Genomic DNA, 24,951 nt, shown 5'->3' with positions numbered 1-24,951 from the left:
ATTCGAACCCTCGATAGAGCTACAAACTCTATACTCCCTTAGCAGGGGAGCTCCTTCGGCCACTCGGACACCTCTCCGTCTTGTGGGGCGTATAATAAAGATTTCAGAAAATATGTCAAACACTTTTCTATCAAAAGTGTCTATATGGTTACAGAACACACATATGTTATGTTTTTATATTAAAGAAGCCTAATTTTTAAGCTAATTAACTCTCTTCGTTAGGCGTATGTGTGTCGTCGATTGGTACGCATTTATCTTTTAAACTAGCTAGGTACTGCTCTTGATAACCTAGTTGTTGAAACTCTGCAATGCATGCTCGGTAAAAAGCTTCTCGCTCTCGCTCTGTTTGACTGAGTTCTTCCGACTCTTCGATAGTTTTATCTGTCATTTTATTATTTTGTAAATCCGTTTTTATTATTTACAGCACCTAAAAGTTAGGTCGTTTAAAATTTGGCCGTATTGTAGCTAACAAAGTTACAAAAATACAACATAATGTTTAAATGTTACTCATTAATTTGTTATATGCACATAAAATTTTTCATAAAAATTACAACTAAATATCAACAGCTTAATATATGAATAATGATCTTATTAGCTATGAATAAACAAAGTAAAAACAAAAACGCCGCAATTAAGCGGCGTTTCAAGGTGTTATTTTCGTTAAGCTTAGTCAGCTTGCGGACGCATATGCGGGAATAAAATAACATCTTTAATTGTAGATGAGTCAGTAAATAACATTACTAATCGGTCAATACCAATACCCTCACCAGCAGTAGGCGGTAAACCGTACTCTAGTGCGCGTATGTAATCTTCATCGTAATGCATTGCCTCATCATCGCCTGCGTCTTTTTCTTCAACTTGGCGAGTAAAGCGTTCTGCTTGGTCTTGTGCATCGTTAAGCTCCGAGAAACCATTTGCAAGCTCACGTCCGCCAACAAAAAATTCAAAGCGGTCGGTAACAAATGCATTGTCGTCGTTACGACGTGCAAGCGGCGACACTTCCCATGGGTAACCTGTAATAAATGTAGGTTGGATAAGCATGTGCTCAGCCGTTTCTTCAAATATTTCACATAAAAACTTGCCTGGGCCCCAAACACAGTTTTCAGGAATTTTAACGTGCACTTGTTTCGCGTACGCTTTTAATTCTTCAAAGTGATTTTCTGGGTCATTAAATACCGCAGCATCAAACTCAGGGTTATATTTTAAGATAGCATCAGCCATGCTTAGGCGCTCAAACGGCTTACCAAAGTCGTACTCTACTGAGTCGATTACTTCGCCGTTTTCATCTTTCGTTGTATTAACAACTATTGGGCTGCCTAAAACGTTTGTTGCAACTGTACGTAGCATGTCTTCGGTGATGTTCATCAGGTCGATGTAATCGGCGTATGCTTGGTAGAACTCAATCATAGTGAATTCTGGGTTGTGACGCGTTGATAACCCTTCGTTACGGAAGTTACGGTTAATTTCAAATACGCGGTCAAAACCACCTACCACTAAACGCTTTAAGTAAAGCTCAGGCGCAATACGTAAGTACATGTCGATATCAAGCGCGTTATGATGAGTCACAAATGGACGCGCAGACGCACCGCCAGGAATAACCTGCAGCATTGGCGTTTCTACTTCCATAAAGTCACGATCTGCTAAAAAGCGACGAATACCTTCAACTACTTGTGAACGAATACGGAACGTTTCGCGCGTTGCTTCGTTAGTAATTAAATCAACATAACGTTGGCGGTATTTTGTTTCTTGGTCTGAAAGGCCATGAAACTTTTCTGGTAATGGGCGTAGTGACTTAGTAAGTAATTCGTACTCGGCCATATCTACGTATAAATCGCCTTTGCCTGATTTATTAAGTGGACCTTTAACACCGATAATATCGCCAATATCAAGCTGACCATATTTTGCTTTTAAGTCTTTTTGTACGTCTTTTGATGCGTAAACTTGTACACGGCCTTTCATGTCTTGAATAGACATAAATGGACCACGCTTGGCAAGAATACGACCAGCAATTGATACTACGTGCTGTAGCTCAATTAATTCTTCTTTTGTTTTATCACCAAACTCAGCTTGCAAATCAGCCGTGTAATGTTCACGACGGAATTGGTTTGGATGACCGTTGGCTGGGCAATTTTCGCGAATAGCATCTAACTTGCCGCGACGCTCAGCGATTAACTTGTTTTCGTCTTGGATTTTATCAGTCATTTTTTAGCTCTTTATTAGCTTGGTGGTTATAGGCCAGATTTAAGGCTGGCTTCAATAAATTTGTCTAGGTTACCGTCAAGTACCGATTGGGTATTGCGGTTTTCAACGCCGGTGCGTAAATCTTTAATACGCGAGTCATCAAGAACGTATGAACGAATTTGACTGCCCCAACCAATATCTGATTTTGCATCTTCTTGCGTTTGTTTTTCAGCATTTTGCTGCTGTAGCTCAAGCTCAAATAATTTAGCTTTTAATTGCTTCATTGCTTGGGCTTTATTTTTATGCTGCGAACGCTCGTTTTGACATTGCACTACCGTGTTTGTAGGCACGTGAGTAATACGTACTGCCGATTCGGTGGTGTTAACGTGCTGACCACCTGCGCCCGATGCACGGTACACGTCTATACGCAAGTCAGACGGATTAATATCAATTTCAATATTGTCGTCTATCTCTGGGTATACAAACGCAGAGGCAAACGATGTATGACGACGGCCACTTGAGTCAAATGGGCTTTTACGAACTAAACGGTGTACGCCTGTTTCTGTACGTAACCAACCGTAAGCATATTCACCAACAAAGCGAACTGTTGCGCCTTTTATTCCGGCCACATCGCCATCGGTTGCTTCTACTAGCTCAACTTTAAAGCCTTTTGCTTCGCCCCAGCGTAGGTACATGCGAAGTAACATGTTACACCAGTCTTGAGCTTCAGTGCCGCCTGAACCTGATTGTAAATCAAGGTATGCATCATTTGCGTCGTGCGTGCCCGAAAACATTCGACGAAACTCTAAACCTTCTAATTGCTCGTTTAGGCCTTCAAGCTCTGCATTTGCTTCGTCAAAGGTGTCTTCGTCTTCCGCTTCTATTGCAAGCTCAAGCAAGCCTTCAACGTCATCAGCGCCAGCAACTAAGTTGTCGATTGTTTCAACAACCGCCTCTAATGCTGACTTTTCACGGCCAAGTGCCTGTGCGCGTTCAGGTTCATTCCATACAGCTGAATCTTCAAGTTCGGCGTTAACTTCTTCTAGGCGCTCTTGTTTAAGAGCGTAGTCAAAGGTACCCCCGAAGCAGTTCAGTACGATCGCGAATTTCCTTGATTTGATTAATCACAGGATTCACTTCAAACATGTACATTACTCCAAAATGGCTAGATTATTACGGCCCGACTTGAGGAATATCCGCAATAAATTATCGTCAAATGATAAAAACGCCCGATTTTAACAAAAAATCGCGCGCTTTATTAGCCTTTTATGCATGTATTGTGCATATTTTTTAGTGCACTTTTTCAAGCTCTCGTACAATTAGCTGCAAGCTAAATTTACCTCTAAACTCGTTTATATCAAGTTGATAAGCCACTTTAACAAAGCGTGCTTCGGTATCTGGCCACTCTTTTACGTCTATACCAAAAGCAATAGCGTCAACTAATCGCCCTGATTGATGTTTAAGCACCAGTTTTAAATGCTTTTCACCAACAATACGTTGCTGAATTAATTCAAAGGTATGTTCAAACACAGGCTCTGGAAATTGCTGCCCCCATGGGCCTGATTGCTTTAATAATTGGGCAAACTCCATGGTAAAGCAGTCGTTTGGCAGCTCGCCGTCGGTAAATACAATACAACGCTTACTTTCTTCGCTTAATTGCGCACTGACTGCGGCATCAAACGCGTTTTTAAAGTCGTTAAAATTTTGCTCGTCTATGCTTAAACCCGCAGCCATTGCGTGGCCACCAAACTTATTTATTAAATGGGGCGTGGCGGTATTTAACCCTTCGAGTAGGTCACGCATATGCAGCCCTTCAATAGAGCGGCACGAGCCTTTAATTTCGCCATTTTCACCACCCGCAAAAATAACGGTTGGGCGGTGGTACTTTTCTTTTAAACGGCCAGCCAAAATACCAATTACGCCTTGGTGCCAGTCATCTTGAAACAAACAAATAGCATCAGGAATGTTATCGTCGGTAAAGGCGAGCCTATCAAGCACGGCTTGTGCTTCAGCTTGCATACCTTGCTCTATTTCACGCCTTGCATGGTTTAAGCTGTCGAGTTCGCTTGCGATACGCCTTGCTTGGTTTATATCGTTACTCAGTAAACACGCTATGCCCAAACTCATGTCGTCTAGGCGACCTGCTGCGTTTAAACGTGGCGCAAGTGAAAAACCAAAATCGCTGGCGCTCAAACGCGCTGCATTTCTGTTGGCCACTTCAATAAGTGCTGTAATACCTGGGCGTGTTTTACCACTGCGAATACGCGCTAAGCCTTGGTGTACTAATGTTCGGTTATTTGCATCAAGTGCAACTACATCAGCGACTGTGCCCAGTGCAACTATGTCTAATAAGTTTGCTAAGTTAGGCGGTGCTTGCTGCGTAAAGTAACCTTGTTCGCGCATTAGACTTCTTAGTGCAATTAATAAGTAAAACGCAACGCCTACACCAGCAATAGACTTTGACGGAAAGTTACATTCGTGTCTGTTTGGATTTACAATGGCATCGGCATTGGGAAGCTGTTCACCTTGTAAATGGTGATCTGTAACCAACACTTTTATACCTACCGATTTTAAAATATCAATACCAGCAATACAGGATATACCGTTATCTACGGTGATCACTAAATCGGGCTTTATTTGTACTATTTGTTCGGCCAGTGCGGGGCTTAAGCCATAACCTAAGCTAAAGCGGTCTGGAATGAGGTAATCTAAATTTTGAAAACCAAACATTTGCAACCCCTGCATTAAGGTTGCAGTACTGGTTGCGCCATCGGCATCAAAGTCGCCCACAATTAAAATGTGGCTTTGCGCCTTAAGCGCATCGACTAGTAATGCACTTGCTTTGTCGATGTCTTTAAACAATTTATAATCGTGAAGCGTAGCAACACCGTTATCGAGCTCTTGGGCATCAACCACACGACGAGTCGCGTAAATTTGTTTTATTACCGGATGCAAATGACTCGGTAAGTGCGAGTCGTTAACGTTTTCGCGCGCAATGATCAGTTTTTTCATGCAGTTTTTTTAACTTATTAAGTCGTATTAAAAAGACAAAAAAAGGCCATTAAGGCCTTTTTGTAAACGTAAACACGTTATTAAGATGCTTTATTAGCATCTAACGCTGCTTTTAATGCAGCAGCAGGTTGGTAACCTGGGATCATTGTGCCATCGTCTAAAATAATGGCTGGCGTGCCACTAATACCAAAGCTTTGGCCTAGCTGGTAGTGTTCAGCAATGGGTGCACTACAACCTGCAACTGCCGTGGTACTCTCACCAGCTTTAGCTTCTGTTAACGCCTCTTGTTGATCTTTTGCACACCATACATTCATTAAATCTGCATAGCCTGAACCTTGTAGGCCACCACGCGGAAACGCTAAGTACTTAACGGTAATACCCGCATCAAGTAAATCGTTTAGCTCACGGTGTAATTTACGACAATAACCACAGCTAATATCGGTAAATACAGTGATGCTGTGTTTTTCGTTTGGTGCTTTGTACACAATCATCGACTCTTCGTATTCTGTAATACCTTCAGCACGTACGCTATTTAAAGCTTGTTCTGTTAGGTTATTACGGTTGTCTAAATCGATTAACGTGCCTTGCATTAAAAACTGGCCGTCTGGGCTTGCGTATAACACGCCTTTATTTGTAATTAGCTCTTTTAAACCAGCTACTGGGCTTGGATTTATTTGCTTAACCGTAACGCCAAGTGCCGCAAACTTAGTAACAATAGGATCATTAGCATTTGGCGTTACTGCAACGTCATTTGCCAATGCACTCATACTTGTGCACAACATGGCACCTGCTAACATTAATTTTTTCATAACTTCTCTCTATCCTAAAAATACTTAATATATTGACCGGCTTAATACTATTTAATTTCAAATTAAGCGCGCGGATGATGCTGCGCGTGTACCGATTTTAACCGTTCATTAGCAACATGAGTATAAATTTGCGTTGTTGATAGGTCGCTGTGTCCCAGCATCATTTGCACAACACGTAAATCGGCCCCATGATTTAATAAATGCGTAGCAAATGCATGGCGCAATGTGTGGGGTGATAATGGCGATTCAACCGATGCCAAAATAGCATAGTGTTTGATTCTATGCCAAAAGGTTTGTCGAGTCATGCCCACACCACGCTTTGACGGAAATACAAAGTCGGTGGCGTGTTTGATCATTTGTGGGCGCCCAACTTTTAAAAAAAGCTCAAGCCAATGCATGGCTTCTTCGCCCAGCGGCACTAAACGTTCTTTGTTGCCTTTACCTTTTACAAACACAACCGCTTGGCGTAAGTTAATTTGCTCCATGCGTAGCCCAACCAACTCACTGACACGCAGGCCTGTGGCATAAAGCAATTCAAGCATGGCTTTGTCTCGTAACCCCATGGGTTCTTCAGTATTGGGGGCGTTAAGAAGCGCTTCTACTTCGGTTTCAGAAAGTGTTTTAGGTAAAGATTGCCCCGCTTTGGGTTGGGCAATATTTAGCATTGGTGTGTCGGTAATCATTTTTTCACGCACAAAGTACTGATAAAACCGTTTTAGCGCACTGATACTTCTCGCTGTACTGCGCGGCTTTAGGCCTAAATCAACCCGATGCGCTAAGTAGCTTTCAATGTCGTGCCCTGTTACCGTCATTAAGTTTTCGCCTTTTAAAAACTGGCAAAACTTATCTAAATCGCTACGGTAAGCACTTAATGTGTTTTCGCTTACACCTTGCTCTAAATAAAGGCTATCTAAAAAGGTTTCTAGGTAGTCGCTATTGGTGCTCATACTGCTTTTATTTTCTGAAAAATCGTCAGATAGCGTTGTCACATTATGCTCTCATGCTTTGCTAAGGTATCAATTAAAAATACCTTACGGTAAACTTGAGCCTATCATATCAGGCAATTACACAGTGATAAATACGATGCAAATTGGTTTATTTTTTGGCTCTACTACGTGCTACACCGAAATGGCAGCAGAAAAAATACGTGACCTTATTGGTGACGATATAGTTAGCCTTCACAATATTAAAGACGAACCACTAAAAAATGCAGAGCAGTACGACTTTATCATCTTTGGTATTTCAACATGGGACTTTGGCGAAATACAAGAAGACTGGGAGTCTAAATGGGACGACATAAAAGACGTAAACCTAAATGGTAAAACCATTGCTTTATTTGGCATGGGCGACCAACAAGGTTACGGACAGTGGTTTCAAGACGCTCTAGGTATGCTGCACGACGAAATAAACACACAAACATTTACACAACTTGGCTTTTGGCCGAACGACAGCAGCTACGAGTTTGAAGCCTCAAAGGCACTCACCCCAGATGGCAAACAGTTTGTAGGGCTCGCCCTTGACGAAGACAGCCAGTACGAGCTGAGCGATGAGCGCATAGCCAGCTGGGTTGAGCAAGTAATGACCGAGTACAGTGAAACGCTTTAACTGCTTAAGCGTAATACTTGCTACGCTATATAACAGCGATTTAACACATTACCAATATTGTTTATGGTAAAAAGCCAAACACGCTTAGGTGCTTGGCTTTAGTAATAATGCACATCGCTAAATTTAACGAATAGGTTTAAAAGTTACGAATATCTACATTTGAGCTATTAAATTCAAACATATTTATTTTTCCACATTGTGCCACATGGTTAGTGCTGGCAAAGGGTGTATTGGCTTGGTTTATATCGTTTTCCCAGCCTTGGCCATTTTTAACAAATGCTTTTACCTCAAACCACCCATTTACTGCTTTGCTGCAATCCATGTCTACATCTAGCATCCAATAGTGTTCGCCCCAAATATTCAGCGGCGTAACGCCAAAGCCGTCATTAGTCACTGTTTTTTGGGCACCATATGTACTTGGCCACACGTTTGTAGTCCAATCGGCTGCGGTACCTTCTGCCTGGGCGCTTTGCCCGCTTTCAATACCGTACCAATCTAGATAGTTATCGTTTACTTTCCATGGGCTTGTAGTGGCATTTTTTAAATTGTTATGACGAATAGGCATCGCACATTCCACATTAGTTGTTTGACAGTTTCTACCTAAATTTGTATTTGCATAGGTATGATCTATTCCGCCGCGTACAAACATGTCTTGCCCACTTTGAGTTTGTGCGTTAATAAAAATGACGGTACGCTGCCAATCACCACTCGGATTTGAAGTCGAACCTTGTGATAACTTAGCGTTTTTATGAATTGCCATCGCATCCCAAGGCGCCACATTTAGATTAATAGTGCCGTTACTATTAACTGTAATAACCTCACCGCTACAACTTTTAGCATCGCCCGATAATTCACCTTTTAATACATTACAATATTGGCCAGGCGCCATGTCTGTTTGCACAGTGGCATTGAGCGCTGCGTCTTCTTTGTTAATGGCCATATGACCTGAGCTACCGCGGCCAAATGAAATCTGATTATTAGTGTTATCCCACCAATTTGTCACAGCCCAGTTGTCGGCGGTGTTATTTCTAAAATCGACGCCACCCGCTATGTATGACCAACGATGCTCACATTTCCAATTGCTTGCAAAACATTCTAAATTACCACTGTTATGAACGGGAACACTCGGCCCGCCCGCATCGGTATCACCATGGAAATCGTAACTCGACATTACTTTTGGATAGCCATACGGATACGCCAACATAAATACGTTAGCTAGGTCGTATAAGCGGCCATCTTCAAAGGTAATTACGTTACCCGCACCACCATGCCCCCGCTGATTATCATGATTATCTACAAATACGACCGCTGACGAGCTTGGCATAAAGCCCCACCCTTCACCAAAATTACTTAACCATGCAAGCGAGCCGTTTCTAAATGTATTACCGAGTTGTGTACTGTATTTAAACTCGGTAACTAGCCCTGTACTTAAATACTCAGAGGCATCAACGGCTTCTGTTCCCTGATCAATCACTTCATGAAACACTAACGGCGAGCCATTTATTTTAGCCATAAGGCTTTGAATATCGCTAGCTGCTACGTGTTTAGCCGCATCAAATCTAAAACCTTTTACTCCAATAGCCTGAAGATCGTTAATATAAGCAGCGAGAGTATTTTGCACGTAATTTGAAGACGTATTCAAATCAGCAAGTCCTACTAACTCGCAGTTTTGAACGCGGTAACGATTATTACCGTAATCTTCTGGATTTATACTACAGCTTTCATGAAAGTCTTGTGGGCTATAAATTGGGTATTGTTTATTACCAAACGTGCTACCCGCAACGCCATTACCACTGCCAGCCGCCATGTGATTAATTAAGGTATCTACATAAATATCGACCCCTGCACTTTTACAACGGTTAACCATATCTACAAACTGCGTTCGATTACCGCCTCGGCTTTGCAGTTGGTAGCTCACAGGTTGATAGCGAGTCCACCATTGGTTGCCTGTAATATGCTCGTTAGGCGGAGACACTTGTACAGCAGCATACCCTTTTGGCCCTAAAAACTGCTCGCATTCTTGTGCAACATCGGGCCAACTCCATTCAAATAAATGAACAAACGTAGTGGGTGCAGCAGCTGCAAGATTAGGCAAAAGCAAACCTAGGCTTAAACCGGCGGTGGTGACCATTTTATTCAGCTTCATAGTGTGTGTTTCCAAATGTTGGCGGGCTAAACAACATGCCCAGCGTTATTTACAAGTGGTTAACACTAGTCTTGAGATTGATTAAATAACAACTGAATACGTATGCATTATGGGTAAACTATCCTTTATTATTAGATAATACCCCTCACAATTACACCATCTTTAAATAAAATGCCTTACACAAAGTAATGTAATCAGTAGTGTAATTATTGTTTAACTCTCTAATGCATAGCGTTGAATTGTCGGTTTGTGATTCTAGATAACTAAACGTCATTAAACCGCGGCTTATGGGTTTGCTAGGTGTCGCTTTTACTTGGCAATGTGTATTTAAATAAAGCCCTTTTTGAGTAGCAAGCTCAATAAATACTAAAGCCTCAGTGTTTGGCAGTATTAAACTAAACCGTGACTGTGAATGGCTAAGCCGCTTAAACGCGTTAATTAGCTCCTCAAAGCTCAAACCATCGGTGTGACGCGCAGTGTTTCGGGCGGCATTATTGCCTTTTAAACTGTGATTAAAGTAAGGCGGATTAGAAATGATGACATCAAAGGGAGCGTCACTATTAAAGCTTTGAATAGTTTGATGCTTAATAGCTATATTGGGCCACGGACTATTTGCTACGTTTTGTACTGCTTGATTGTGTGCGTTTTCATCTATTTCAACCGCAGTAATACTCAATGCTGGCCTGCGCTGTTTACACATTAACGCCAATAACCCCGTGCCTGTACCAATGTCTAGTAACGAGTTTGCACCAGCTAAGTTTGCCCACGCACCAAGCAAAATGCCGTCGGTTGAAACCTTCATTGCGCAGAGGTCGTGTTCAACCTTAAATTGTTTAAATGCAAAACCAGACATTTTTTCACCTTTTCATTCACCAAGCGCAGCATAGCGCGTATAATCAAGGTAATTGTCCACTATTTTAGACACTCTATGCAATTTTCTGAATTTGATCTTGATACCAAATTACTCGATGCCATTGATAAAATGGGCTACGAGAAGCCAACCAGTATTCAACAACAAGCTATTCCTGAAGCTCTTCAGGGACGTGATATTTTAGCGTCTGCGCCAACTGGCACAGGTAAAACAGCGGCATTTTTAATTCCTGCGATTCAATACTTATTGGATTTTCCGCGCCGTGAACCTGGTTTTGCCCGAGTATTAATAATGACGCCAACACGTGAGCTGGCTTATCAAATTCATGAGCAATGTGAGTTACTCGCCAAACGTACGCACCTAAAAATAGGTGTCGTGACCGGCGGTATTAACTACGGAACGCATAAAGAAATTTTTGAAAAAAATAACGACATATTAATTGCTACACCAGGGCGATTAATGGAATACCTTGAAACTGAAAACTTTCATGCTGAACACGTCGAAATGCTTATTATTGATGAAGCCGACCGCATGCTAGACATGGGCTTCAAAAAAGAAATGAGCCGTATTTGTGACGAAGCTAAAAACCGCCGTCAGTGCTTTTTATTCTCAGCAACCCTTGAGGGTGACAGCGTAGAGCGATTTGCAGAAACCACATTAAACGATCCGGCTTTGTTAGAAGCTGAGTCGTCTCGTAAAGAAAAAGCTAAAATTCACCAGTGGGTTCATCTTGCTGATGATTACCACCATAAACTCGAGCTTTTAGTCAACACCCTCAACGGCCCAGACGTGAGTAAAGCCATTGTATTTGTTAAAACCCGTGAACGTTTAGAAACTCTCATTGGTGAATTAACTAATAACGGTGTAAAAGCCGCTTGGCTGCGAGGTGAAATGCCACAAGACAAGCGCATGAAAGCAATGGAAAACTTTCATAGTGGCCGCACTAAAATATTAATTGCAACAGATGTAGCTGCTCGCGGTATTGACGTATCTGACATTAGCCACGTTATTAACTTTGATATGCCACGTACCGCCGACGTATATGTTCACCGTATTGGCCGTACTGGTCGCGCAGGTAAAAAAGGCATCGCTATTTCATTAGTTGAAGCGCATGATATTGGTATTTTGTACAAAGTAGAACGCTACATTGAACAAAAGCTTAAACGCCGTGTAATTAAAGGCATAGAGCCTCAGCATAAAGAGGCTAAGCCACCGGTTAAAAAGCGCAAAGATCCGGTAAAAATGAAAGCAAAGAAAAAAGCGAAAGTTAAAAAGAAAAAGTAACTTAGCATATTTACCAAAGCCGGCGTATGCCGGCTTTTTAATGCGTGTAACATATGTAACCGGTGCATGTAACACCTACCCATTTAAATGTAATTATTGCCCACCTGAATTCCCACTTAATAAAATAACCTTATATTTCAATAAATTAAAACTGGCACTGAACTTGTAATATTAAACACAGAATAGCCAGAATATTTAATGGTTTGGCTAAATTTTTAATTGATATAAAAGGATTGAGTTATGAACCGCTTAAAGTTAACTATCGCGTTAGTTTCGTTTTGTTGTTTATTTTTGTTAGCCTGCGCTACCAAAGTGAGTGCAGCAACACACCTAGCCGTAGTCAGCAGCGTAGCAACTCAACCTAACCTTCAGCAAACCATTACAAGCACGCTTCGTACTAACCCCAACTTTGCATTAAGCAATATTCGCGTACAGGTTAAAGATGGCGAGGTAGTATTACATGGTCAAGCGCAAACCGGTTTTGAACGTGCGCTTGCTCAAAAGTTTTTAGAAAATATGGATGGTGTTAAAATCATCCGTAACAAAATTAGTGTTATTTAAATCGCATTTTTATTAACTCAATTGATCCTAGGCGCAGCATGTTACTCCAACACATGCTGCGCCTTTTTTGTGCCAGTATTTACTTGCAACTCACATTAACTACAATAAAAAACTCGCTTTAATTACCTCTCACTTACCGCCTAATATTTGCCAAAATAATCCGCTCTTTAAATAATAAATTTATATTAAGCCTAGGCCTATTTAACTGATATTATTAAAGCGTGTTCTATCAAGGAGCAACATAATTACGGTGTGCGATTTGTGACCCAGTAAGCTAAGTACCTACTCCTGCATTATTTTAATGACTTCGCCTATGTAGGTATAACTTAAAGTCGTATACAGCTTATACGCCCTACTTGCTCCTTATTAACTATTATTTAGGCTACAAGGAGAAGCAACCTATAAGGGGGACCACAAAAGTTACTGCATGTTTTATATTTATGCTGCGTTATCGTCGGTTTCGAGAAGTAACTACACAATAGGCTTAGCCTTATCGATATATCACATAGCCCGCTTTCAATTTCACCCCAAAAGGTAAATAGGCCTTAATCAATAATCAATTAACGTTGCTCTCACCTTCTCAAACACTTAAATAGCCATAAAAAAATGCAGCTTTATAAAGCTGCATTTAGTCGTTGTGAACCATAAGTCATTTTTATTTAAGCCCACAACGCGTATTTAAATGTAAAATTGCGTTGCGAGTGAGTAAATAATTCCCACTGGTATTAATAGCTCATTTATTCGTTTTGGCTTGAATCTGCTCCACCAGCGTTGCCTTTATTTGATGATTGCTGGTTAATTTTATCGCTGATCATGGCATCGAGTTTTTCACCGCCTTTAATACCAAAATCGAGCGTGCGAATAGGGAATGGAATACTAATATCAGCTTCATCCAACGCTTGTTTAACAGCAACTACGCCTTTATGACGCACTGTCATAAAGTCTGGTTCACCTGGGTATTTAATCCAAAACCACACCAATAAATTAATGCTACTGTCGCCAAAGCCTTCAGCATAAACATCGGTTTCGTTTTTACGAATGACAAAGTCCAAATTGTTAATCTTATCTACAATAACTTCTTTCGCTTTTTCAATGTCGTCACCATACGAAATGCCTACCGGTACTTCTATGCGTCTAACTCCGAGTGTGGTGTAATTTTTTAACACATTTCTGAATAATACCTTGTTTGGTACTAAAATTAACTGCCCGTAAAAGCTCTCTATTAGCGTGTTACGCAAGTTTATTGAGTGCACTGAACCAAACACGTCGTCGGTTTCGATTACGTCTCCTGTTTTAAAGGGTTTGCGTATACCCATTGCTATGCCCGCAATCAAGTTTTCGGTCATATCTTGAAACGCAAAACCTATGGCTAAACCAACAATACCCGCACCGGCTAATAAAGAGGTAACCGTACCTTTTAACCCCACAAAATCCAGCGCTATAAATACCCCAACACACAGTACAATAACCTTAAATATAGAGGCCATTAAATCGGCTATTTGTTGTGAGTCGAGTGAACGGCGCAATATGTTTTTCATTAGGTTGCCAGCAAAGCGCGCTAGCATTGAAAATATAATGGCAATAATAACCGCCACTATAAAATTAGGGATGTGACTTATAACAACATCAAACCAACCGCCGAGTTTTTCTTCGATAAGTTTTTCGGCTTCTGTTATCGAGGGTATGCTGATCATTTTTTGCACCTATGAGTAAATAATAATGTGAATACTTAACTCATGTTTGCAAGTTTAGCGCCAGCATATAAAAAGCCATGCAATGCATGGCTTTTTGGGTATGTGTTTAGCTTTAATTAAACGCGTTAGTTTTGCTCTTCGCGCAAAAATACCGGCTCTAACTCTTTAGTTGTTGCCTCAGCGCTAAAATAGTAACCCGCTACGGTAAACTCTTTTAGCTGACTTAGTTGCGTTACTTGGTTTTCTATAATGTAACGCGCCATCATGCCGCGCGCTTTTTTAGCATAAAAGCTAATGACCTTGTATTGACCATTTTTGCAGTCTTTAAAGTGCGGCGTAATAATTTGCGCGTTGAGCGCTTTTTTATCTACCGCTTTGAAGTATTCGTTTGAAGCTAGGTTAACGAGATATTGTGCATCTTGTGCTTTTGTTACTTCATTTAGCTTATCAGCAATAATACTGCCCCAAAACTCATACAGGTTTTTACCACGAGAGTTTTCAAGCTTAGTGCCCATTTCTAGTCGGTACGCTTGCATTAAATCAAGCGGTTTTAACAGGCCATATAATCCAGATAATATACGCAAATGACTTTGCGCGTAATCAAGGTCGCTTGCAGTTAAAGTACTCGCCTCTAACCCACCGTATACATCACCATTAAAAGCAAGCGCGGCTTGTTTGGCATTATTAATGGTAAAGGGTTGCGACCATTCGCTAAAGCGAGCAGCGTTAAGGCCAGAAAGCTTATCGCTAATTTTCATTAAACTGCCAATTTGCGCAGGTGTTAGTTCACGGCATACTTTCATGAGTTCCTCGCTCTGCTCGAGTAATTCAGGCTGAGTGAACTTATCGGTTGCCGGTGGCGTGTCGTAATCAAGATTTTTTGCAGGTGAAATAACAGTGATCATAGTTAGCTATTGACTTGTAAATTATTTAATGTCAATTTCAACATTAAATGAAACGAAAAGCACGTTTTGTTTATATAAATCCTCCCTAAAAAACTCATACATTGCCGTTTTTTAATTGATAAGGACATAAGACCTATCAAGCATTGTCACACTGTTGCAGTATGGATGGTATATATTAAGGGTCGATTTTTCTTTTAACTTGCTTGGAATGAGGAAAGCAAATGACTTCAGCTCTACAAAGGCTAAAACAACATTCATCTATCGTAGCCGACACTGGCGATATTGAAGCGATCAAAAAGCATCAACCAGAAGATGCAACCACAAACCCGTCGCTTTTATTAAAAGCGAGCGAGATTGAAGCTTATAAGCCTTACCTAGATAAAGCTTGGAGCTATGCAAAAGAAACCGAGCAAGATCCAGCTAAACAACTAGAACTTGCATGTGACTACTTTGCTGTTTTACTTGGTAAAGAAATTAGTGAGATTGTACCGGGTTATATTTCTACCGAAGTAGATGCACGTTTATCGTTTGATACTCAAGCAACTATTGATAAAGCACACACTTTACTTAGCCTTTACGAAAAAGAAGGCGTAAGCAAAGACAAAATTTTAATTAAAGTTGCGTCTACGTGGGAAGGTATTAAAGCCGCTGAGCAGTTAGAAAAAGAAGGCACTAAATGTAACCTTACTTTACTATTTAGCGACGCCCAAGCCCGTGCATGTGCTGATGCAAATGTATTTCTAATCTCGCCATTTGTGGGCCGTATTTTAGATTGGCACGTTGCTAACGGCATGGAAAAACCAACGGATCCACTACAAGATCCAGGTGTTCAATCAGTACGCAGCATTTTTGAATTTTACAAACGTCATGACTACAAAACAGTAGTGATGGGCGCAAGTTTCCGTAATACGGGCGAAATTATTGCCCTAACAGGTTGTGACAAGCTAACTATTAGCCCTAATCTTTTAGAAGACTTAGGTAACCTTGAAGGCGCACAAGAATACTTACTAGAAAGTGATATTCCTAAAGAGCCAAAACCTGAGCCGCTTACAGAAGCTCAGTTCCGTTGGTTACATAACCAAGATGCAATGGCAACTGAAAAGCTAGCTGAAGGTATTCGCTCTTTTGCTGATGCACAAGAACAGCTAGAAGCACGTTTTAAAGCAATGTAATTGGTTTGAACGTACTTTAAAAAACGTCGCAATTGCGGCGTTTTTTTATGCCTGTAAAGTGCGGACTAATAACCCGCTCTCCTTCATACATTTTAGCTTTAAACCAAATAACTCTCATCGACTTGAATTTCTTTGTAAATTTTATACAACGTGTTTTTGTATTTAAAAGCAATACTTTACTTGTATAAACCTTCATTTAAACATCACAACTTTGTAACATCTCTGTCACTTTTTTATTCTATTTTAGCTGGGCCTGTGGTATAGGTACTCTTGAGGTCAATAAAATCAATAGGAGAAGTTCATGGATAGCCTAAACGATATATTAGAGATACTAGAAGGTCCTGATGAAAAAAGAAAAACCTCTCAGAAGAACAAAAAAAGAAAATGGCGCGAAATAGAAGCAATAAAAGATAAACAACGTCTACGTAAAGAATTAGAGGAATTTGATTACTTTGCAGACACAATTGCAATTGATGAGCTAGATTTTTAATTTCTATACCCACCAATTACACAAAAGCCCTCATTTATGAGGGCTTTTTTAATGCTAAGCTTATTAAGCTAAACCTGCCAATTTATAGGTTTTTTACCTTGCGCTAACAGCAGTTCGTTAGTTTTAGAAAAGTGCTTACAACCAAAAAAGCCTCGGTGAGCCGACAGCGGCGACGGATGCGGCCCACTCAAAATAGAGTGGCGAGTGCTATCTATGCCTTTTCCTTTTTTTTGCGCATGCGCTCCCCACAAAATAAACACAACCCCATCACAGTTCGCGTTAATATGGGCAATAACATTATCAGTAAATTGCTCCCAACCTAAATGTTTATGGGAATGGGCCTGCCCTTGCTCTACCGTTAAAACAGTATTTAGTAAAAACACGCCTTGTTCTGCCCAGCTTTGTAAGTAACCATGCTCAGGAATAACAAAGCCATCAATATCTGTAGCTAGCTCTTTGTACATATTTTTAAGCGAGGGTGGGAGTTTTTTTACCTCGGGCATAACAGAAAAACACAGCCCATGAGCTTGCCCTTCGCCGTGGTAAGGGTCTTGCCCTAAAATTACCACCCTAATATTGTTTAGCGGCGTGGCATTAAATGCATTAAATACGTGCGACTTGGGAGGGTAAACAGCAATACCTTCCGCTCGGCGGTTTTCAACTGCATTTAAAGTTTGCTGCATATAAGGGTGCTGTAGCTCGTTTTGTAAAAATGTATCCCAGTCGCTCATTACATACTCTTTATTATTTTTCGTGACGTGTCTATTTTATCACACATATCAGCAAGCCCATCTAACATACGCGGTGTAAAACGGTGAAGTAAATCGGCATTTACGCGAATAAACTGGTTATTTATAACCGCAGGCACTTCTGGCCATGCCTGCCAATTAACATTAGGCTGCGGGGTGTTAGATTTTTCGTCAGGAATAATAATAATTTGAGGCTTAGTAACAATGACATTTTCAATGCTGATTTGTGGATACGGGGTCGTGCTATTAGCAAACACATTATTTACGTGACAGGTATTTACTAGTTGGCCAATCCATGTACTTTCACTGATTGTCATCATAGGCTCAGCCCACAACTGATAAAAACCAGATATAGGCTGCTTCCCTTGCTGGTTTTTAATAATAGCGGTTAACTTTTGCTTAAAAGCTTTAGCAACCTGTTGGCTTTGCTTTTCGTACCCTGTTAGTTTACCAAGTGTTAGTAGCTCAGTTTGCACGCCTTCTATGGTTGTAGGGTTACTTAAATGAACTTGAATACCCAAGCGCTCTATTTGTGCGATATCTTCCTGCTGATTTCCGCTTTTCCAAGCAATCACTAAATCAGGTTTTAAGGCTAATAATTTCTCAAGAGAAATACCATAGTAGCCGCCAATGCGAGCTATATTTTTTGCTTCATATGGGTAATCGGCATAGTCAACGGTGCCCACAATATTGTCACCTGCACCAATGGCAAATAGGTTTTCGACTATGTGTGGGGCAAGCGCAACTATACGTAGTTTTTTAATCTCAGGCGCTGAGTTCGCCACTGCATTGCCATGTAAACTAAGCAGCATTAAACCTATAAAAAGCAATTTAAACACTAGTAGTCAAACCCTTCTAACGCTTTTACACCTGAGTCGAATGCGTGTTTTACATTACGTACTTCGCTCACAGTATCGGCAAGGTCAGTCAATGCTCTGTGCGCTGCGCGTCCTGTGATAATAACCGACTGCATAGCCGGGCGATTATTAAGTGCACTTAGTACTTCGTCTAAGTCGACATAACCATAAGTCACCATGTAGGTTAGCTCATCAAGTAACACTAAGTTAATACTGCTGTCGGCAAGCATGCGCTTTGCCTCTTGCCATGTTGCTTGTGCTGCTAAGGTATCGGCCTCTTTATTTTGTGTATCCCATGTAAAGCCAGTATTCATTACAGCAAATTCAACCCCTGCGCCTAGTAATAAATTACGCTCACCACACTCCCATGTCCCTTTTATGAATTGACACACAGCGGCTTTTTGACCGTGGCCAACACAGCGTGCTACCACGCCAAAACCAGAAGTCGATTTACCTTTACCATTGCCAGTAATAACCTGAAAAATACCTTTAACCTCTTGCGCGGCTTCAACACGGGCATCTACATGTTCTTTTACTTTTTGCTGGCGCTGTTTGTGTTTGTCGTTTGTTTGTTCAGTCATTATTATGCCCTTTATAAATCGAGGTAATTTGCGCTATATCTAAATGTGTTTCGCACATGGTTGCTAAACGCGCTAACTGCTGTTCGCGGTGTCTATCAATACTTATTGGATCAATATTTAAATCTGGCTTTACCCATTTTAAAATTTCCATCGTGGCGTTGGGCTCATCAAATAAACCGTGTAAATAAGTGCCCGCAATTGCATTATCGTCACTTATAAAACCATCTGTTTTAAACCCATTCGGATGCTGACTAAAAGTAATTAAAGGGGTCTTTAATGCATTGCCTTTACTTACTCCTGCATGGATTTCATAACCACTACATAAAGTTTGTCGATTATTTAGCTTTAAAGTGGCCGTCACTTTACTTAATACTTTTTGCGATGTGAGTGTGGTTTCAAAATCACATAATGCCAACCCACTTACCCTTTTTAATGACGACTCAACACCCTCGGGGTCGTAAATTATGTTACCCAGCATTTGCATTCCCCCACAAATTCCAAGTACTTTTCCACCATAGCGTAAGTGGCGTTTTATCTGATTATCCCACCCTTCGTTTATCAAAAAGGTTAAATCGCCAAGTACGTTTTTACTACCAGGCAATATAATAAGATCAACATCAGGAATGACCTGCGTATGGCGTATATAGTTAACATTAATATTTGGGTGTAAACGTAGTGCGTCAAAATCGGTATGGTTACTAATATGCGGCACTAATAATATTGCAATATTGATAGTTGCATGGGTAACGTTATTGTTTATTGCAACAGCATCTTCCGCGTCGAGAGTTAAATCGTGAAGGTATGGCAGTACTCCTAAAACAGGCTTACCCGTGTATTGCTCTAACCAGTCAAGCCCTCCTTGAAGCAAACTTATATCACCTCTAAAACGGTTAATTACAAAACCCTTTACACGTGCTTGCTCAGATCCGCTAAGTAATGCCAATGTCCCCACTAAATGAGCAAATACACCGCCTTTATCTATATCGGCAATAATGATCACTGGGCAGTCTACTTTTTCAGCGTAGCCCATGTTAGCTATGTCGTTTTCACGCAGGTTTATTTCAGCGGGGCTTCCCGCACCTTCCACCAATAAAAGATCAAACCGTTTTGCTAAACGCTCGTGTGATGTAATGACAGCGTCCATGGCGACTTTTTTATAATCGTGGTACTTGCCGGCTTCCATGTTGCTAATCGCTTTACCATGAATAATAACTTGGGCGCCTGTATCGCTATTGGGCTTAAGTAATATCGGGTTAAAGTCGGTTTCGGGCTCTACCTTAGCAGCAATAGCTTGCAAAGCTTGCGCACGACCAATTTCGCCACCGTCGTTTGTCACTGCGCTATTAAGTGCCATATTTTGTGGCTTAAACGGTGCGACTTTTATGCCTTGATTTGCAAATACTCGGCAAAGTGCAGCCACTAAGGTGCTTTTTCCCGCATCCGAGGTAGTACCCTGTATCATGAGTGTTTTCATGGCTACACCTTAGACTTTCTAAAAAAGAGTAAACATAAGAAAAACGCACTCCCCATAGCGGCCGTGATCACCCCTACTGGCAACTCTTGATTTTGAAGTAAAGAACGAGACAGTACATCGACCCACACCATAAATGTGCCTCCTGCTAAGCTTGTTATTAATAGCCCTGCTACGGTGCCTTGTGAAATAAAAAAGCGCACAATATGTGGCACCATTAATCCAACAAAACCAATACCGCCACACATTGCCACCAGCACAGCGGTTATTAAGGAGCTTAAAATTAGCATCAGCACCCTAAATCGATGCACTTTAACACCAAGGGTTATGGCACTTTCGTCCCCTAATAACATGGCATTAAGCTGGCGCCTAAAACTAATCATTACGCAGGTGCACAGTGTAATCACTAAAAAGGGTATCCAAAGCGTTGCCCACTGCGCACGAGCAAAACTTCCTAAGGTCCAAAATAAAATAGCTGCAACGGCTTGCGGCTCGCTCCAATAAAGCAACAAACTCGTAAATGCACTAAATAAAAACGAGAGTGCAACACCAGCAAGTAACATAGACTCAACTTGCCCGCCCTGCTGCCTTGTGGCAATTAATATAAGTAAGCTCATTGCTAATAAGCTACCAAGCAAGGCTGCGGCCGAAAGCATAAAACCCGCGCTAATTCCCACAAATGCCATAAGTACAACTACACCAAACGAAGCACCTGACGATATACCGAATAAGTAAGGATCTGCTAGTGGGTTACGTGTCACGGTTTGTAAAATTAGCCCAGCGATAGCTAACCCGGCACCGGCTAAAAACGCCAATAATGTACGGGGCATTCTTAATTCAAAAATAATACGGCTGGTGAATGAAGCATCATTTAAATAAATAAAACTGTTAAATACATCCTGTATTGAGGTATCTGCAGCACCAAAGCTCAATGCTAAAAATAAACTCACTAAGGCAATAGTAATACAGATAATCAGTGCAACTGAATGGCGTACATGCATTGCTAACATATTATTTGTAACCATAAAAGTAGGTAATATGAGGCGTAACTTTACCCAATTGAGATTCTTGAGGATGGTTACTAACCTGAGCGCATACACCAAACACATCATCAAGCATGTGCTCAGTCAGTACCTCTGCAGGAGAGCCGGTATGCGTTATTTCTCCATTTTTAATGACGACAAGCTCATCACACATAGCGCTAGCCAAATTAAGATCATGAAACGAAGCAAATACTGTAACACCAAGAGACTTTGCCAGCTCCATAACCTGTATTTGATATTTAACATCAAGGTGGCTAGTGGGCTCATCCATAATTAACAGCTGAGGTTGCTGAACAATAGCACGTGCAATGAGTGCCCGCTGCTTTTCGCCCCCAGAGAGCGATTCAAAATTTTGATTTGTATGCAGCTCAAGCCCTACCGTTTTTATAGCTAGAGTGATTTGTTGTTTTTCGCTTTGCGATGTTGAACTAAATAACGATTTATGAGGCGTTAGGCCAAGAGCCACAACATCAAATAACGACAAATTAAAATGCGATGGCGCCTCTTGTAAAACAACAGCAACGCACTTTGCATATTCATCACTTTTAAGCTGCCAAATATCATGGTTATTAAACTCTATAACCCCTTCATTAGGCTTATTAAAACGATATAAACAACGCAGTAAACTCGACTTACCTGCACCATTAGGGCCAATTAAGCCCACAAATTTACCTTCGGGTATTTGCACATTAATGTGTTTGAGAATAGGTTTATTTGCTATTCCCCACGAGAGATTTTGAACGTTTAATAATGGTGCTTTAGTTTGCAATACTCTGTCCTAGACACGAGTACCCACTTGTAATGCAACCACCAAAAAGGAGTACATTAAAATTAGCATGAGTAGGCCCGCTCATTAAAAATTGATTTGTATCTGACTTAAAGCATAGCGCTAATTACAGTTGCGGGAACAGTTGAGGAATTGCACCTCATTCCAAATGAAGCTCTATTATGGGCGGGTAAGTAAATAATTTAAAGCAAAAAAAACCGCGCTAATTACAGCGCGGTTAAAAAGGGAGTGTTTTAACTCGTCGTTAAAACTTATATTCCATACCTAAACCTAAGTAATCTTGGTCTACGTTGTTGTCCATATCAAAGCTTGAGTAAAAGCCAAATACTTTAATGTTCTTGTTAAGCTTGTGATCAACACCCACTGAAATAGCTGTTTTATCATCACTATCGTCAAAGTCCATTGCTTGGTACTGAACTTTGAACGTATTTTTACCCATGCTGTATGCTGCATTTAATAAGTAACCGTCACCTTCAGCTGAACCGTCTACTTTTTCTTGAGTTTGGTACATAGCACCGAGTTTAAAGTCTTCAACTTTACCTTGGATTGACGCACGTACAACATCGTAACCATTTACTTCGCTGTCAGCTGCAATTGAGGCATATACCGCACTCTTTTTAAGTGCTGAATCACCGTAAGTTACTGCCATTGAGTAACCGTTATCAGCATCTACATCATCCTCAGCAATAAAAGTAGCAAGTACTTTAAAACCTTCGTATGAGTTAGAAGTATATGTAATTGAATCACCTAAACGGTTTTCACCCTTGAATACGTTTTTAATATCGCCTTCAAGGTCATTAAATAAATCGAGTTTACCTTGCGCTTGTTTAAACGCCGTGTCGTTACGACCCACTACAACCTGACCAAACGAGCCTTTAACACCAACATATTGGTTACGCGCAGAAATATTATCGTCGTCGCCTTTTGAGTCTGCATCTGTTACATCAACTTGAAACTCAAACTTATAAACTGCTTCTAAGCCATCGGTAATTTTTTCTGAACCTTTAAGGCCAAAACGAGATGCATTACTTTTAATTTCAGTGAACGACCCTTCGCCGTCATCTGTAGACTGAACAGTCACATTTGCTTTACCGTAAACATCAACGTCAGCAAGTACATTAAAAGATAAACCACTTAGCAAAGCGACACATAAGCTCGATTTTACAAATTTCATGTTATTTCCTCGATAATCACAAAAGACTAATTTTTAAAACGACTGCAGTTTGTCACCACTAAATGACAGAAATATTACAAATGAAATATTTTTGACTTTTAAAGTTAATAAAACTGCATTATTTATGAAATCAAAAGGACATGAACATCAATCATACAAATATGTACCCACTTAAAATCCAATTACTAAGCATGTGCCTTAATAGTAGGTAGTAAATTTATGAGTGTTTCTATCAGTTCCTTTTGTTCGTTATCTCTATGGTAGGCTACAAATATATCTCTTGACGTATTTTCTACATTTTTTACATGAAATAATTCACCATTTTCTAAATGTTGCTCAACCAAAACATGTGGAATAAATGCGCTACCACCACATTGTAGTATTAAATCTAACGCAATTCGTCCGGTACTTGTTCTAAAGTAAGGAGGGGTTTTACCGTTAAACTGGCGTGCATGCCAAAGTGAAAATGTCGTTCCCCAGTCAACATACACGTACTGATTATCAAAAAAGTTTTCGTTTGTTGCAGTGTCATACCCACTTACAGGAATAATAGGCAGTTCACAAATACGCTCAACAACTAACTCATCTACTTTTGGTGGATCAAATAAAATGGCTAAATCAAGCGTGCGCTCAAGCAATAATCGCGTGCTTTCTTGCTGGGCTTTAACTTCAGCAACCAAAGAGACTCCCGGCATAGCCGACACAATATTAGTAATACCAAACTGCAAAAAGGCATCCCAAATATTAGGCGTCCCTGCCAAGCTAATTTGTTTATGCATATTATCAGCAAGGGCTACATCTACTTTGGCGCGCTGCATACCAGTTATGATCATTTGCGCATGAGGCAACAACCGTTCACCAGGCGCTGTTAATTGAATATTATTACGCTGGCGAATAAATAAATTAACACCAAGCCCTTGCTCTAATTGACGAATACGAAAACTGACCGCCGACTGCGTTATATAGAGGTTCTCTGCGGCTTTACCGAAATGACGCGTGCGCACTACTTCAACAAATGTTTTTAATAAATCGATATCCACTTTTTTATCCTCACGATAAAAATAACTTGTTTAAAAAATTGCCAAACTTGCATCATACTCCAACTAATTAATAGGGTATGAGGATATAGCTATGAGCATTAACATTTCACTACTACGCCAAGCATTTGTTAGCCAACGTCAATTTTATGATGATCAAAATTTTCCACGTGGTTTTAGCCGCAGCGGAAATTTCACCTTATTAGAAGCCAGTATACTAGAACAACATGGCATTGTTTTAAAAGGTTTATATAGTAAGACGATTGAACCACAAAATGAGCACCAAGAAAATTTTGTAGCTGTAGTAACTGGTTCACAAGAACCCACTAATCCGATTGAACGAGCATGGCTGAAATACCTAAAGCTCACTACTTGTAAAACGAAGTTTCATACCTTATTTGGCCGCTCAAAAATATCGAGCCCTGCGCCAATAAATCATGAAAGTTTTTCAGAATCAGATAGCCTATAACACACTCAGCTATTTGCTTTTTGGCGCTTTTACGGTTACAAAGTGTATTAAGC

General features: G+C 40.6%; 24 protein-coding genes and 1 riboswitch. Of the genes, 6 read left to right on the top strand and 18 right to left on the bottom strand.

Annotated features, from left to right (window positions below):
* Positions 1 to 205: 205 nt before the first annotated feature.
* The 6 genes from R0J88_RS09750 to xerD form a co-directional block, all read right to left on the bottom strand.
* Positions 206 to 388: a hypothetical protein gene (locus tag R0J88_RS09750; protein WP_410899787.1), complete on the bottom strand. Its 183-nt coding sequence runs from the start codon at positions 386 to 388 to the stop codon at positions 206 to 208.
* 278 nt (positions 389 to 666) lie between these two features.
* Positions 667 to 2,202, bottom strand: a complete 1,536-nt coding sequence (gene lysS / locus R0J88_RS09745; RefSeq protein WP_006793137.1) for a lysine--tRNA ligase — start codon at positions 2,200 to 2,202, stop codon at positions 667 to 669.
* Positions 2,203 to 2,228: 26 nt separating this feature from the next.
* A protein-coding gene (prfB, locus tag R0J88_RS09740; protein WP_096801177.1) for a peptide chain release factor 2 occupies positions 2,229 to 3,327 on the bottom strand; the annotation gives its coding sequence in 2 pieces (ribosomal slippage) (positions 2,229 to 3,251 and positions 3,253 to 3,327; 1,098 coding nt in all).
* Between the two features lie 144 nt (positions 3,328 to 3,471).
* Complete coding sequence (gene recJ / locus R0J88_RS09735) at positions 3,472 to 5,193, bottom strand: single-stranded-DNA-specific exonuclease RecJ (protein WP_410899786.1); 1,722 nt, start codon at positions 5,191 to 5,193, stop codon at positions 3,472 to 3,474.
* An 80-nt stretch (positions 5,194 to 5,273) separates the two neighbouring features.
* Positions 5,274 to 6,002, bottom strand: coding sequence for a bifunctional protein-disulfide isomerase/oxidoreductase DsbC (gene dsbC / locus R0J88_RS09730; protein ID WP_006793140.1), 729 nt, complete (start codon positions 6,000 to 6,002; stop codon positions 5,274 to 5,276).
* A 62-nt stretch (positions 6,003 to 6,064) separates the two neighbouring features.
* The gene (gene xerD, locus R0J88_RS09725; RefSeq protein ID WP_410899785.1) at positions 6,065 to 6,991 is read right to left on the bottom strand and encodes a site-specific tyrosine recombinase XerD; all 927 of its coding nucleotides are present in this window, start codon (positions 6,989 to 6,991) and stop codon (positions 6,065 to 6,067) included.
* 94 nt (positions 6,992 to 7,085) lie between these two features.
* On the opposite strand from xerD, the gene fldB reads away from it, so the two are divergent.
* Complete coding sequence (gene fldB / locus R0J88_RS09720) at positions 7,086 to 7,607, top strand: flavodoxin FldB (RefSeq protein WP_039038247.1); 522 nt, start codon at positions 7,086 to 7,088, stop codon at positions 7,605 to 7,607.
* Positions 7,608 to 7,743: 136 nt separating this feature from the next.
* On the opposite strand, the gene R0J88_RS09715 is transcribed toward fldB, so the two are convergent.
* Together R0J88_RS09715 and R0J88_RS09710 are read right to left on the bottom strand one after the other, a co-directional pair.
* Positions 7,744 to 9,753: an alpha-amylase gene (locus tag R0J88_RS09715; RefSeq protein WP_410899784.1), complete on the bottom strand. Its 2,010-nt coding sequence runs from the start codon at positions 9,751 to 9,753 to the stop codon at positions 7,744 to 7,746.
* Between the two features lie 151 nt (positions 9,754 to 9,904).
* Positions 9,905 to 10,606, bottom strand: coding sequence for a tRNA1(Val) (adenine(37)-N6)-methyltransferase (locus R0J88_RS09710; protein WP_410899783.1), 702 nt, complete (start codon positions 10,604 to 10,606; stop codon positions 9,905 to 9,907).
* 75 nt (positions 10,607 to 10,681) lie between these two features.
* Between R0J88_RS09710 and srmB the strand changes: the two genes are divergently transcribed.
* Positions 10,682 to 11,908: an ATP-dependent RNA helicase SrmB gene (gene srmB, locus R0J88_RS09705; protein ID WP_058429728.1), complete on the top strand. Its 1,227-nt coding sequence runs from the start codon at positions 10,682 to 10,684 to the stop codon at positions 11,906 to 11,908.
* Positions 11,909 to 12,148: 240 nt separating this feature from the next.
* Positions 12,149 to 12,469, top strand: a complete 321-nt coding sequence (locus tag R0J88_RS09700; RefSeq protein WP_006793146.1) for a BON domain-containing protein — start codon at positions 12,149 to 12,151, stop codon at positions 12,467 to 12,469.
* Positions 12,470 to 13,206: 737 nt separating this feature from the next.
* Here R0J88_RS09700 and R0J88_RS09695 read toward each other — a convergent pair.
* Both R0J88_RS09695 and yaaA read right to left on the bottom strand, forming a co-directional pair.
* Positions 13,207 to 14,163 (bottom strand): mechanosensitive ion channel family protein, encoded by a 957-nt coding sequence (locus R0J88_RS09695; RefSeq protein ID WP_271480989.1) that lies wholly within the window; start codon positions 14,161 to 14,163, stop codon positions 13,207 to 13,209.
* A gap of 125 nt (positions 14,164 to 14,288) precedes the next feature.
* Complete coding sequence (gene yaaA / locus R0J88_RS09690; RefSeq protein WP_410899782.1) at positions 14,289 to 15,068, bottom strand: peroxide stress protein YaaA; 780 nt, start codon at positions 15,066 to 15,068, stop codon at positions 14,289 to 14,291.
* Between the two features lie 221 nt (positions 15,069 to 15,289).
* On the opposite strand from yaaA, the gene tal reads away from it, so the two are divergent.
* Positions 15,290 to 16,240 carry a transaldolase gene (gene tal, locus R0J88_RS09685; protein WP_006793149.1) on the top strand — a complete coding sequence of 317 codons (951 nt, stop codon included), beginning with the start codon at positions 15,290 to 15,292 and terminating at the stop codon, positions 16,238 to 16,240.
* Positions 16,241 to 16,541: 301 nt separating this feature from the next.
* On the top strand, positions 16,542 to 16,730 hold the full coding sequence (locus tag R0J88_RS09680) for a DUF3545 family protein (RefSeq protein WP_006793150.1): 189 nt from the start codon (positions 16,542 to 16,544) through the stop codon (positions 16,728 to 16,730).
* Between the two features lie 68 nt (positions 16,731 to 16,798).
* On the opposite strand, the gene ung is transcribed toward R0J88_RS09680, so the two are convergent.
* From ung to R0J88_RS09640, 8 genes are all read right to left on the bottom strand, one after another.
* On the bottom strand, positions 16,799 to 17,461 hold the full coding sequence (ung, locus tag R0J88_RS09675; protein ID WP_410899781.1) for a uracil-DNA glycosylase: 663 nt from the start codon (positions 17,459 to 17,461) through the stop codon (positions 16,799 to 16,801).
* The gene (locus R0J88_RS09670; RefSeq protein WP_410899780.1) at positions 17,461 to 18,318 is read right to left on the bottom strand and encodes a cobalamin-binding protein; all 858 of its coding nucleotides are present in this window, start codon (positions 18,316 to 18,318) and stop codon (positions 17,461 to 17,463) included. Before R0J88_RS09670 ends, ung begins: the two co-directional genes overlap by 1 nt.
* Positions 18,318 to 18,917: a cob(I)yrinic acid a,c-diamide adenosyltransferase gene (gene cobO, locus R0J88_RS09665; protein ID WP_410899779.1), complete on the bottom strand. Its 600-nt coding sequence runs from the start codon at positions 18,915 to 18,917 to the stop codon at positions 18,318 to 18,320. Before cobO ends, R0J88_RS09670 begins: the two co-directional genes overlap by 1 nt.
* Positions 18,910 to 20,391 (bottom strand): cobyric acid synthase, encoded by a 1,482-nt coding sequence (locus tag R0J88_RS09660; RefSeq protein ID WP_410899778.1) that lies wholly within the window; start codon positions 20,389 to 20,391, stop codon positions 18,910 to 18,912. The genes cobO and R0J88_RS09660 overlap by 8 nt, the downstream gene beginning before the upstream one ends.
* Before the next feature lie 2 nt (positions 20,392 to 20,393).
* The gene (locus tag R0J88_RS09655; RefSeq protein WP_410899777.1) at positions 20,394 to 21,398 is read right to left on the bottom strand and encodes a FecCD family ABC transporter permease; all 1,005 of its coding nucleotides are present in this window, start codon (positions 21,396 to 21,398) and stop codon (positions 20,394 to 20,396) included.
* Between the two features lies 1 nt (position 21,399).
* The gene (locus R0J88_RS09650) at positions 21,400 to 22,200 is read right to left on the bottom strand and encodes an ABC transporter ATP-binding protein (protein WP_008128979.1); all 801 of its coding nucleotides are present in this window, start codon (positions 22,198 to 22,200) and stop codon (positions 21,400 to 21,402) included.
* 75 nt (positions 22,201 to 22,275) lie between these two features.
* Positions 22,276 to 22,415: riboswitch (cobalamin riboswitch) on the bottom strand.
* A gap of 47 nt (positions 22,416 to 22,462) precedes the next feature.
* Entirely contained in the window at positions 22,463 to 23,392 is a 930-nt protein-coding gene (locus R0J88_RS09645; protein ID WP_039038258.1) for a porin, read from the bottom strand.
* A 185-nt stretch (positions 23,393 to 23,577) separates the two neighbouring features.
* Entirely contained in the window at positions 23,578 to 24,432 is an 855-nt protein-coding gene (locus R0J88_RS09640; protein WP_410899776.1) for a LysR family transcriptional regulator, read from the bottom strand.
* 91 nt (positions 24,433 to 24,523) lie between these two features.
* Here R0J88_RS09640 and R0J88_RS09635 point away from each other — a divergent pair, with 91 nt between their 5' ends.
* Positions 24,524 to 24,898: a DUF413 domain-containing protein gene (locus R0J88_RS09635; RefSeq protein WP_203984954.1), complete on the top strand. Its 375-nt coding sequence runs from the start codon at positions 24,524 to 24,526 to the stop codon at positions 24,896 to 24,898.
* The last annotated feature ends 53 nt before the right edge of the window (positions 24,899 to 24,951 follow it).

This window comes from Pseudoalteromonas sp. SIMBA_162, assembly GCF_046535955.1.
Classification (GTDB): Bacteria; Pseudomonadota; Gammaproteobacteria; order Enterobacterales; family Alteromonadaceae; genus Pseudoalteromonas; species Pseudoalteromonas marina.
The sequence above is the reverse complement of the archived record's forward strand: the minus strand, read 5'-3'. Positions and strand labels throughout refer to the sequence as shown.

Coding starts and splice junctions, on each gene's coding strand:
- cobO (WP_410899779.1), bottom strand. CDS start 18,917: ATGACTGAACAAACAAACGACAAACACAAACAGCGCCAGCAAAAAGTA.
- R0J88_RS09680 (WP_006793150.1), top strand. CDS start 16,542: ATGGATAGCCTAAACGATATATTAGAGATACTAGAAGGTCCTGATGAA.
- R0J88_RS09750 (WP_410899787.1), bottom strand. CDS start 388: ATGACAGATAAAACTATCGAAGAGTCGGAAGAACTCAGTCAAACAGAG.
- lysS (WP_006793137.1), bottom strand. CDS start 2,202: ATGACTGATAAAATCCAAGACGAAAACAAGTTAATCGCTGAGCGTCGC.
- R0J88_RS09635 (WP_203984954.1), top strand. CDS start 24,524: ATGAGCATTAACATTTCACTACTACGCCAAGCATTTGTTAGCCAACGT.
- R0J88_RS09695 (WP_271480989.1), bottom strand. CDS start 14,163: ATGATCAGCATACCCTCGATAACAGAAGCCGAAAAACTTATCGAAGAA.
- srmB (WP_058429728.1), top strand. CDS start 10,682: ATGCAATTTTCTGAATTTGATCTTGATACCAAATTACTCGATGCCATT.
- R0J88_RS09700 (WP_006793146.1), top strand. CDS start 12,149: ATGAACCGCTTAAAGTTAACTATCGCGTTAGTTTCGTTTTGTTGTTTA.
- R0J88_RS09655 (WP_410899777.1), bottom strand. CDS start 21,398: ATGTTAGCAATGCATGTACGCCATTCAGTTGCACTGATTATCTGTATT.
- fldB (WP_039038247.1), top strand. CDS start 7,086: ATGCAAATTGGTTTATTTTTTGGCTCTACTACGTGCTACACCGAAATG.
- tal (WP_006793149.1), top strand. CDS start 15,290: ATGACTTCAGCTCTACAAAGGCTAAAACAACATTCATCTATCGTAGCC.
- R0J88_RS09710 (WP_410899783.1), bottom strand. CDS start 10,606: ATGTCTGGTTTTGCATTTAAACAATTTAAGGTTGAACACGACCTCTGC.
- R0J88_RS09660 (WP_410899778.1), bottom strand. CDS start 20,391: ATGAAAACACTCATGATACAGGGTACTACCTCGGATGCGGGAAAAAGC.
- ung (WP_410899781.1), bottom strand. CDS start 17,461: ATGAGCGACTGGGATACATTTTTACAAAACGAGCTACAGCACCCTTAT.
- dsbC (WP_006793140.1), bottom strand. CDS start 6,002: ATGAAAAAATTAATGTTAGCAGGTGCCATGTTGTGCACAAGTATGAGT.
- recJ (WP_410899786.1), bottom strand. CDS start 5,193: ATGAAAAAACTGATCATTGCGCGCGAAAACGTTAACGACTCGCACTTA.
- R0J88_RS09645 (WP_039038258.1), bottom strand. CDS start 23,392: ATGAAATTTGTAAAATCGAGCTTATGTGTCGCTTTGCTAAGTGGTTTA.
- R0J88_RS09715 (WP_410899784.1), bottom strand. CDS start 9,753: ATGAAGCTGAATAAAATGGTCACCACCGCCGGTTTAAGCCTAGGTTTG.
- yaaA (WP_410899782.1), bottom strand. CDS start 15,068: ATGATCACTGTTATTTCACCTGCAAAAAATCTTGATTACGACACGCCA.